Annotated in this window: 8 protein-coding genes; 1 reads left to right on the plus strand and 7 read right to left on the minus strand. The window is 68.2% G+C overall.

The window, feature by feature from the left end:
• The first annotated feature begins 2 nt into the window (after nucleotides 1-2).
• The gene (locus AC5P57_RS15130) at nucleotides 3-1325 is read left to right on the plus strand and encodes an aminopeptidase P N-terminal domain-containing protein (RefSeq protein WP_099552987.1); all 1323 of its coding nucleotides are present in this window, start codon (nucleotides 3-5) and stop codon (nucleotides 1323-1325) included.
• 609 nt (nucleotides 1326-1934) lie between these two features.
• On the opposite strand, the gene pepQ is transcribed toward AC5P57_RS15130, so the two are convergent.
• The 7 genes from pepQ to rph form a co-directional block, all read right to left on the minus strand.
• Nucleotides 1935-3266, minus strand: coding sequence for a Xaa-Pro dipeptidase (pepQ, locus tag AC5P57_RS15135; protein WP_099552960.1), 1332 nt, complete (start codon nucleotides 3264-3266; stop codon nucleotides 1935-1937).
• A gap of 75 nt (nucleotides 3267-3341) precedes the next feature.
• Entirely contained in the window at nucleotides 3342-3716 is a 375-nt protein-coding gene (locus AC5P57_RS15140) for a PilZ domain-containing protein (RefSeq protein WP_049426705.1), read from the minus strand.
• Nucleotides 3713-5989, minus strand: a complete 2277-nt coding sequence (locus AC5P57_RS15145; RefSeq protein ID WP_099552961.1) for a DUF1631 family protein — start codon at nucleotides 5987-5989, stop codon at nucleotides 3713-3715. Before AC5P57_RS15145 ends, AC5P57_RS15140 begins: the two co-directional genes overlap by 4 nt.
• 199 nt (nucleotides 5990-6188) lie before the next feature.
• Nucleotides 6189-7421, minus strand: a complete 1233-nt coding sequence (gene hemW, locus AC5P57_RS15150) for a radical SAM family heme chaperone HemW (protein ID WP_099552962.1) — start codon at nucleotides 7419-7421, stop codon at nucleotides 6189-6191.
• A gap of 56 nt (nucleotides 7422-7477) precedes the next feature.
• Nucleotides 7478-8074, minus strand: coding sequence for an RdgB/HAM1 family non-canonical purine NTP pyrophosphatase (gene rdgB, locus AC5P57_RS15155; RefSeq protein WP_005410891.1), 597 nt, complete (start codon nucleotides 8072-8074; stop codon nucleotides 7478-7480).
• Nucleotides 8071-8460 (minus strand): VOC family protein, encoded by a 390-nt coding sequence (locus AC5P57_RS15160; RefSeq protein WP_099552963.1) that lies wholly within the window; start codon nucleotides 8458-8460, stop codon nucleotides 8071-8073. Before AC5P57_RS15160 ends, rdgB begins: the two co-directional genes overlap by 4 nt.
• Nucleotides 8457-9182, minus strand: a complete 726-nt coding sequence (gene rph / locus AC5P57_RS15165; protein WP_099552964.1) for a ribonuclease PH — start codon at nucleotides 9180-9182, stop codon at nucleotides 8457-8459. Before rph ends, AC5P57_RS15160 begins: the two co-directional genes overlap by 4 nt.
• Nucleotides 9183-9196 lie beyond the last annotated feature (14 nt).

Consider the following 9196-nt stretch of genomic DNA (forward strand, 5'->3'; position numbering starts at 1 on the left):
ACATCAAGCAGCGCACCGGCATTGCGGCCGGCGAGTACAAGCGTCGCCGCCGCCAGCTGATGGACATGGCCGGCGAGGACGCGATCCTGGTGCTGCCGGCCGCGGCCGAGAAGGTGCGCAGCCTCGATACCCATTATCCGTTCCGGCAGGATTCGGACTTCCAGTACCTCAGCGGCTTCCCGGAGCCGGAAGCGGTGCTGGTGCTGATCCCGGGCCGCCGCCACGGCGAGGCCATCCTGTTCTGCCGCGAGCGGGATGCCGAACGCGAGGCCTGGGACGGCAGCCGTGCCGGCCAGGAAGGCGCGGTAGCGCAGTTCGGCATGGACGATGCCTACCCCATCGACGATCTGGACGACATCCTGCCGGGCCTGCTGGAAGGGCGCTCGCGCGTCTACTACCACTTCGGCCGCGATGCCGACTTCGACCTGAAACTGATCGGCTGGGTCAACCGCGTGCGTTCGCAGGTGCGCCATGGTGCGCAGCCACCGCATGAGTTCCTGGAACTGGGCCACCTGCTGCACGAGCAGCGCCTGTTCAAGTCCGGCGCGGAAGTCGCGTTGATGCACCGCGCCGCACAGATCAGCGTGCGTGCGCACCTGGCCGCGATGCATGCAGCGAAGGCGGGCATCCACGAGTACGAACTGCAGGCCGAGCTGGAGCGCGTGTTCCGCGCCAACGATGCCGTGCCAGCGTACTGCAGCATCGTCGGCGCCGGCCGCAACGGCTGCATCCTGCATTACCGCGACAACAACGCGCGTTCGCGCGATGGCGAGCTGGTGCTGATCGATGCCGGTGCCGAGTTCCGCGGCTACGCCAGCGACATCACCCGCACCTTCCCGGTGAATGGCCGCTTCAGCGCCGAGCAGCGTGCGCTGCACGATCTGGTTGGCGACGCGCAGGCCGCTGCACTGGCCCAGGCCAGGCCGGGCGTGCCGTACGAGGCCGGTCACCTCGCGGCGGTGCAGACCCTGACCGAGGGCCTGCTGCGCCTGGGCCTGCTGAAGGGCACGCTGGAAAAGAACCTGGCCGAGGGCCTGTACCAGCGCTTCTACCGGCACAAGACCGGGCACTGGATCGGGCTGGACGTGCATGACGTGGGCGACTATCGCCTGGCGGGCGATTCGCGCCTGCTGGAGCCGGGCATGGCGTTCACCATCGAGCCGGGGCTGTACATCGCGGTGGACGACACGACGGTGGAACCGCGCTGGCGCGGTATCGGCATCCGTACCGAGGATGATGTGCTGATCACCGACGATGGGCATCGGGTGCTGACCGAAGGCCTGGCGCGCAGCGCCGACGAGATCGAAGCGGTGATGGCGGGGTAAGGGGGTTCGGCAGGGCTTGCAGCCCTGCACCTGCTTCAAGCCAGGGCAACAGCAACAGCGGGCATTCCGTGGGATGGCGGGGCACTGTGGGTTTGCGGGGACGCCGTAAACCCCCAGTCCGGCCCAGCCGCTGGCGGCTGTGCGTTCGGGCGCTTGCGAAGCAGTGCTTCGCAAGCAAAGCGCCCTCACCCATGGGGGCTTGGTCGCGGCATCCAAGCCGCTCACACCCCGCAAACCCACAGTGCCCAGCCTTCGACAGGTTCACGCGGCTGTTGGTGGGTGCCGACCGTTGGTCGGCACATCTGTGAGATATCGAATGAATCATCCACGCATGGCGTGGATCTACTGGCAATTGCGGCTGTTGGTAGGTGTCGACCTTGGTCGACACAGAGCGAGCGCAGCGAGCGACCCGCTTTTGATTTTCTTTTTCTTTTCCGTGGTTGGACGCGCGCAGGAAACTGTCAAAGGCCGGGCGGGGTGGGTTTGCAGGACCGTTGGCGCCATGGATGGCGCCATCGAGCCCCCATGGATGGGTTTACGGCGTGTCCTGCAAACCCACCCCGCCCGGCAAACCGCGGCTTCTGAATTCAGCGGCCAACCACGAGGGGCTCAGCCGTTCGCCGCAGCAAACTCCGGCCGCGTCAGGTTGTCAGCCTCGCCATCAGTGCACAGCACTTCGTCTTCGATGCGGATGCCGCCATACGGGCGGAAGAAGTCCACGCGGTCCCAGTTGATCGCATCGCCATGGCCGGCATCCTTCACTTCGTTCAGCAGCATGTCGATGAAGTACAGGCCCGGCTCGATGGTCACCACCATGCCCGGTTCCAGCACGCGGGTCAGGCGCAGGTACGGGTGGCCGGCCGGGCGCTCGATGCGGCCGCCTTCGTCGCTGGCCGCGAAGCCGGCCACGTCGTGCACCTGCAGACCGATCAGGTGGCCGATGCCGTGCGGGAAGAACGCGGCGCTGACGCCGGTTTCCAGCGCGGTCTGCGGCGAGACCTTGATGACGCCGAAGTCCTTCAGAACGCCCATCAGCGACAGGTGCGCATCCACGTGCAGCTGCTTGTAGTCGAAGCCCGGGCGTACTGCGGCGCACATCTGCTGCTGGGCGGCATCGACGGCGGCGATCATCGCGGCGAATTCGTCGTGGCCGTGCGCAGCGTACGTGCGGGTGATGTCGCTGGCGTAGCCGTGCGCGCTGGCGCCGGCATCGATCAGGAAGCTGCGCAGCGGCTGCGGTGCCTTGCGGCCCAGCTCGGTGTAATGCAGCACGGCGGCATGTTCGTTCAGGGCCACGATGTTGCCGTAGGGCAGTTCGTTGGCATCCTGGCCGACGGCCTGGCAGTACGCCATGTGGATGCTGAATTCGTCGGCGCCATTGCGGAACGCGGCTTCGGCGGCGCGGTGGCCGCGCACGCCCAGCACCTGCGCCTGGCGCATCAGTGCGATTTCATACGGTGTCTTGCTGCCGCGGTGCCATTCCAGGTAGTTCACCACCGGCGCCGGGTTGTTCGGCACGTAGTTGCCCAGCGCGCTCTGCGGCTCGCCGAGGATGGCGCAGCGCGACGGGTCGGCCGGCAGCAGGGCCAGCGCCTCTTCGGGCTTGCGGATGATGTGGATGTCGAAGTGCTCCACCCACCAGCCGCTGGGCGCGTCCGGCACCACGTGCCAGTAATCGAAGGGCTGGTGGAAGATCACCGCCGGGCGCTTGCCCGGGGTGAACACGATCCAGCTGTTGGGCACGCGGGTGAGCGGCAGCCACGCCTTGAACTGAGGATTTACCGCGTACGGGTAGTCCCGATCGTCGAACACCTGGTAATGCAGGGTGCCGCTGGGCACCACCAGGTGGTCGAAGCCGCCGCGGGCCAGCGCCTGTTCGGCGCGTCGGCACAGCACGGCCAGGTGGTCGGAATACAGGACGCCGGGGTCTTGCTGGATCATTGCGGTGGCTCGACACGGAAAACGGCCCTAGATTCTGCCGCATACCGCAAGAAACCGCTGTGCTGGAACCGGCACTCAGGCCGTCGAAACCGGCCCCTCGTCGCTGTCCTCACCCACCCACTGCCGCAGCAGCTGCCGATGTTCGCGTGACAGGGTAAGGAAGCGGAAGCCGGTCCAGCTCTGCCCAGGGGCGTGCGCAGGCTCGCTCCACAGCAGGTGCACGCCCACGTCGATGGCCTCCTGACGGCCGTCGCCCATCGGCAATGGGAAACGCAGCTGGTACAGCGCGTCCTCGCGCAATGGCGTGCTGGCCAGCATCAGCATGCCGGTTTCGGACACGTTGCCAAGGCGACCCACCACGCAGTCGCGCATCTGGTCGGTGACCGGTACCAGGTCCGAGACCTGCCGGCGTGGTGCGCGACGGGTGTCCTGGGGCGGTTGGGTGTTCATGCGGATGTCTCCCCGGCGTGGCCGTCGGCCAGTGCGCGCAGTGCGTCGAGGCTGGCCTGCCAGGCGCGATCAACCAGTCGCCCCTTGTCTTCGGTGACCAGCTGCGCGCGGCCCGCGCTGAGCTGCCGGGCCAGCGTATCCAGGTCGGTATCGGCGATCTTCTGTCCGCGCGGATTGACGAACAGGGCATGGCCGGTCAGCAGGCTGTACCAGGACAGGCGCTGGCGGCGCAGCGTGCCATCGCCATTGTCGATGTCGAACCAGCTGCCGAACGGCAGCGCGGACAGCTGCTGGTAAGCGGCTTCCTCGGCGGCGTTGCGCGGGCTGGACGGTGCCGTGGTGGTGGGCCCGGCCTGTTCTCCCAGCCGTGCGCGCGCCTTCAGGCGCGCACTGAGTTCGGTACGCGAGGTGCTGTCATCCTCGCCGCCGGGCGTGGCCAGCCTGCGCGCGACCGCAGCGGCTTCCTCGGCGTGGTAGCCCACCTGCACCAGCGCGGCTTCCACATCGGCGGCCAGTGCGGCATCGGTGCCACCGGGGGCATCCACGGCCTGCGCGGTCACCGCTGCAATGCGCTGGGTCTGTTGCAGGCGTTCCTGCCATTGCGGTGAATCATCGCCGTGGCGCAGGCGGGTCAGGGTGAGGGCATCGGCCCATGCCTGGCGCAGCAGCGTCTGCACGAAGCGTGGCGGTGCCTGCGCATCACAGCACTGGTCGATCTGTGCATTGGCCTGGCGCCGGGCCAGTTCCAGGCGTTCCTTGCCGCGCGCGGCTTCGACGTGGCGGCGTTCGGCCAGCTCGGCGCGATGAACCGCCGCACGCTGGTGCTGCTGCACGTCCTCGCTGGCGGTGGCGAAGGCTTCCGGGGTACGGACGTCCTGGCCCAGCAGGCCCTGCACGCTCTGCGCCATGCGCTGCAGCAGCTGCGGATCGACATCATCATCGCCCAGCCAGCTGGCGCCGGCTTCGGCGACCTGGTTTAGCAGTTCGCGGGCGGGGTGCTCGTCACGCACGAAGAAGCCGGGATCAGCCATGGCGGCGCGCGCCAGTGGCACCTGCAGGCGTGCCAGCAGGGCCGCCGGCACCGGGTCTGGGCGTTGTTGCTGCTGCACCTGCTGCATCAGCAGGCGCAGCAGGTCGAGGTTGTCACGGTCATGGCTGCCGAGCTGTGCCTGTGCGCCATGTTCGCTGCGGAGCTGGGCGACAACGGCCGCCTGCAGATCGGCAACGCCGGTGGCGGCGCTGGACTGGGCCTGCAGTCGCGCGAGTACGGCATCCACGGCGGCGCTGGGCACGGCGACGCTCTGCGCGGGCGCTGCGCTGGCCTGCCGGGCCTGCTGCAGCAGTTCGTGCAGGGCGCTGCCGGCGGAAGTGGTCAGCCCAGGGATGGCCGAGCCGACGGTACCACTGTCGCTGACCGCATCCTGCAGCAGGTTCGACCACGAGCCGGAGGGGGCCGGCCCGTTCCAGCCGGTCAGCGGCGCTGCGGTACGTTTGGCGGGCTGCGTCGCGCGGCCACCACCCACCGACTGGGTGATGATGCGCCGCGTGCTCGCCGAACGTGCCAGGTAAGGGGTGTAGACCAGCCCGGGCAGGACGCCCTGCTGGGACAGCAGGGCATTGGCGCGGTCGAGTACATCGCCCAGGCGCTCCAGCACCTGGCGTTCGAAGCTGCGGTACAGCGCCAGCTGCACTTCGGTGCTGAGACTGTCCTGTTCGGCCAGCCTGCGCACCATTGCACACAAGGACTGCGGTGCAAGGGGCAGGGCGTCGGTCTCGAATGCCGGCGCAGCGGCGAGTACGCCCAACCGCTGGCCCAGCAGGTTCAGCGAGTTGGTTGAACGCAGGGTTTCGCGCCGCACCATCTCGGTCAGCAGCAGATCGCGGTCGACATCGTGTTCGGCGACCAGGGACAGGCCCAGCATGCCGGGCAGCGGTGGTGGCGTGGAAAGCGCCGGCGGCGCCGCCGCAGGGTCACGCAGGCGTGACAGGGATTCGGCGACTGCATCGAGCATGCGATCGGGGAAATGGCCGGCGAAGGCATGCAGCTGGCCGCGCTGGGCCATCAGGTCCGCCTGCTGCATGGGATTGCGCGCGCGATCCGCGTCGTGCAGCAGCGCTTGTTCCAGCGCTTCAACGGTCAGGATCAGAGGCGCGGCCAGGGTCTGCCGGCAGAGGCCGATCAACGCGCCCAGCAGTTCGCGTACCCGCGGCGGCAGGTCGGCCGCAGCCAGGCGGGCCTTGTCGGCAGGGGTTGGGGAAAAGACAGCTGACATCTGCGAGCGGTACCCGGATTCCCGCGGATCGATCTGGTGAATCTACCGTGTCGGCCGATGTCGGCGCTACTTTAGGCTGAACGTGAAATGCATCTGCAGGGCATGGCCCCGATGCGCGGTAGTGCCGGCCGCTGGCCGGCAACGCGATCCGCACCGGATTGCCGGCCAGCGGCCGGCACTACCCCTTGCGGCGGAAGGCTTATTCCTCCAGGAACAGGCTCACCACGTCGTTGGTGAAGCGGCGGCCCAGCTCGGTCGGCTGCACATGGCCATCCGCCAGCTGCAGCCAGCCGCGCTGGACGGCCTCGGCCAAGGGGGCGTCCAGCATGCTGCGCGGCAGCCCGGTACGCGACTCGAAATCGCGCAGGCTGAAACCTTCGTGCAGGCGCAGCAGGTTCAGCATGTACTCGAACGGCAGGCGTTCGGCTGCGATCACGTCGTCGCCACCGAACGAGGCCGGAGTGCCGGCGCTGTCCAGGTAGGCCTGCGGGTGCTTCAGCTTCCAGCGGCGCAGCACGTGTTCCTCGGCGCCCGAGCTGATCTTGCCGTGCGCGCCGGCACCGATGCCCAGGTAATCGCCGAAACGCCAGTAGTTCAGGTTGTGCGCGCTCTGCCGGCCGGGGCGCGCATAGGCGCTGACTTCGTACTGGCCGAAACCGGCCTGCGCCAGCAGGGCCTGGCAGTGTTCCTGCATGTCCCAGGCGTTGTCTTCATCGGGAATGCCCTGCGGCGGCCGCGCGAAGAACACCGTGTTCGGTTCCAGGGTCAGCTGGTAGTGCGAGATGTGCGCCGGCTGCAGCGCGAATGCACGTTCCAGGTCGGCCTCGGCACCGGCCAGAGTCTGTTCCGGCAGCGCGTACATCAGGTCGATGTTGAAGTTGTCGTAACCCGCGTCCTGCGCCATCTTCACCGCGCGCTCGGCTTCGCCACTGTCGTGGATGCGGCCCAGGCGCTTGAGCATCGCGTCGTCGAAGCTCTGGATGCCGAAGCTGAGGCGGTTCACGCCGGCCGCGCGATAGCGGTCGAAGCGGCCATGCTCGGCGGTGCCCGGGTTGGTTTCCAGGGTGATCTCGGCATTGGGCGCGAAACGCAGGCGCGCGCTGGCCTGCTGCAGGAAGCGGTCGATCGCTTCCGGCGGGAACAGGCTGGGCGTCCCGCCACCGAAGAACACGCTGTGCACCACCCGGCCCCAGACCAGCGGCAGGTCCTGGTCCAGGTCGCGCAGCAGTGCATCGATGTAGGCATCGAACGGCAGCTCGCCCTTGGCCTGGTGCGAATTGAAATCGCAGTACGGGCATTTGCGCACGCACCACGGCAGGTGCACGTACAACGACAGCGGTGGCGGCACCAGCCGCGGCGGGCTGTCGTGGTCGGCGGAGCAGGCTTCGCCGGGCAGGTGGTTGCAGTGGTCGTGGTCGTGGGCGTGCGGCATGGGCTTCTTCGGTAATGCCGGCCGCTGGCCGGCTTCCCTGGTTCGATCGGGTGGCGTCAGTACAGCGTCGCCAGCTGCTGCTTGAGCTGCTGCAGGGCAATGGCACGGTGGCTGATGGCGTTCTTCAGCGCCGGCTCCATTTCCGCGGCGGTCAGGCCGTGGGTGGTGTCCAGGAATACCGGGTTGTAGCCGAAACCATTGGTGCCACGCAGTTCGCGGATGATCTGTCCTTCCCAGCGGCCTTCACAGATCAGCGGCTGCGGGTCAGTGGCGTGGCGCAGCAGCACGATCACCGCATAGAAGCGGGCGCTGCGCTGGCCATCGGGAATGTCGGCCATCGCGTCCAGCAGCTTGGCATTGTTGGCCGCAGCATTGGTCGGATGGCCGGCGTAGCGCGCGCTGTACAGGCCGGGCGCGCCGCCAAGCGCATCAACGATCAGGCCCGAATCATCGGCCAGCGCCGGCAGGCCGGTCGCCTCGCAGGCCGCGCGTGCCTTCAGCAGCGCGTTCTCGACGAAGGTCAGGCCGGTCTCTTCCACGTCGCCCAGGCCCAGCTCGGCGGCCGAGGTGATCTGCAGCGGCAGATCGGCAAGGATCTCCTGCATCTCCACCAGCTTGCCGGCGTTGTGGCTGGCCAGTACCAGTTTCTTCATTGGCGGGGCTCCAGCAGGTCCCAGGTGTTGCCATACAGGTCGCGGAACACCGCGACCGTTGCATAGGGTTCTTCGCGTGGCGCTTCCAGGAACTCGACGCCGGCGGCCAGCATCGCCGCGTGGTCGCGGTGGAAGTCGTCGGTGTTGAGGAAGAAGCCGACGCGGCCACCGGTCTGGTTGCCGATACGGCTGCGCTGTTCCTCGTCGCTGGCGCGGGCCAGCAGCAGGGCGGCAGCGCTGCCATCGGTCGGCCCGACCACCACCCAGCGCTTGTGGCCCTGGTCGATGTCCTCCAACAGTGCGAAGCCGAGCTTACCGGTGTACCAGGCAATGGCTTCGTCATAGTCGGCCACCACCAGGGTGGTCAGGGCGATGCGGCGGTTCATGCCGACAGCGCCGCCTGCTGTGCGGCCAGCAGTTCGCTCACGCCCTTTTCGGCCAGGCCCAGCAGCGCGTCCAGCTCATCGCGACGGAAGGCGTGGCCTTCGGCGGTGCCCTGCAGCTCGATGAAGCCACCACCGTCGTTCATCACCACGTTCATGTCAGTGTCGCAGTCGCTGTCTTCGGCGTAGTCCAGGTCCAGTACCGGCGTGCCGCGGTACACGCCCACAGACACAGCGGCCACCGCGCCAAGGATCGGGTTGCGCTTGATGTCGCCACGCTTCATCAGCACGTTCACCGCATCGACCAGGGCCACGTAGGCGCCGGTGATGGCAGCGGTGCGGGTGCCGCCGTCGGCCTGCAGCACGTCGCAGTCGAGGGTGATGGTGCGCTCGCCCAGCGCGTTGCGGTCCACGCACGCGCGCAGGCTGCGGCCGATCAGGCGCTGGATCTCCAGTGTGCGGCCACCCTGCTTGCCACGGGCCGCTTCACGGTCGCTGCGGGTGTGGGTGGCGCGCGGCAGCATGCCGTACTCGGCGGTGACCCAACCCTCACCCTTGCCGCGCAGGAAGCCCGGCACGCGGTTCTCGACGCTGGCGGTGCACAGCACACGGGTTTCACCGAAGCACACCAGCACCGAACCTTCGGCGTGGCGGGTGAAGCCGCGTTGGATGACGACCGGGCGGAGCTGGTCGGGCTGGCGGCCGCTGGGGCGGGAATCGGACATGGTGCGGGTTCCGT

This window comes from Stenotrophomonas sp. YJH_SMC_79, assembly GCF_059367995.1.

Excerpts from the sequence above, each read along its gene's own strand:
- AC5P57_RS15140 (WP_049426705.1), bottom strand. The coding sequence starts at position 3,716 with ATGAACACCCAACCGCCCCAGGACACCCGTCGCGCACCACGCCGGCAG.
- rph (WP_099552964.1), bottom strand. The coding sequence starts at position 9,182 with ATGTCCGATTCCCGCCCCAGCGGCCGCCAGCCCGACCAGCTCCGCCCG.
- AC5P57_RS15160 (WP_099552963.1), bottom strand. The coding sequence starts at position 8,460 with ATGAACCGCCGCATCGCCCTGACCACCCTGGTGGTGGCCGACTATGAC.
- AC5P57_RS15145 (WP_099552961.1), bottom strand. The coding sequence starts at position 5,989 with ATGTCAGCTGTCTTTTCCCCAACCCCTGCCGACAAGGCCCGCCTGGCT.
- hemW (WP_099552962.1), bottom strand. The coding sequence starts at position 7,421 with ATGCCGCACGCCCACGACCACGACCACTGCAACCACCTGCCCGGCGAA.
- rdgB (WP_005410891.1), bottom strand. The coding sequence starts at position 8,074 with ATGAAGAAACTGGTACTGGCCAGCCACAACGCCGGCAAGCTGGTGGAG.
- pepQ (WP_099552960.1), bottom strand. The coding sequence starts at position 3,266 with ATGATCCAGCAAGACCCCGGCGTCCTGTATTCCGACCACCTGGCCGTG.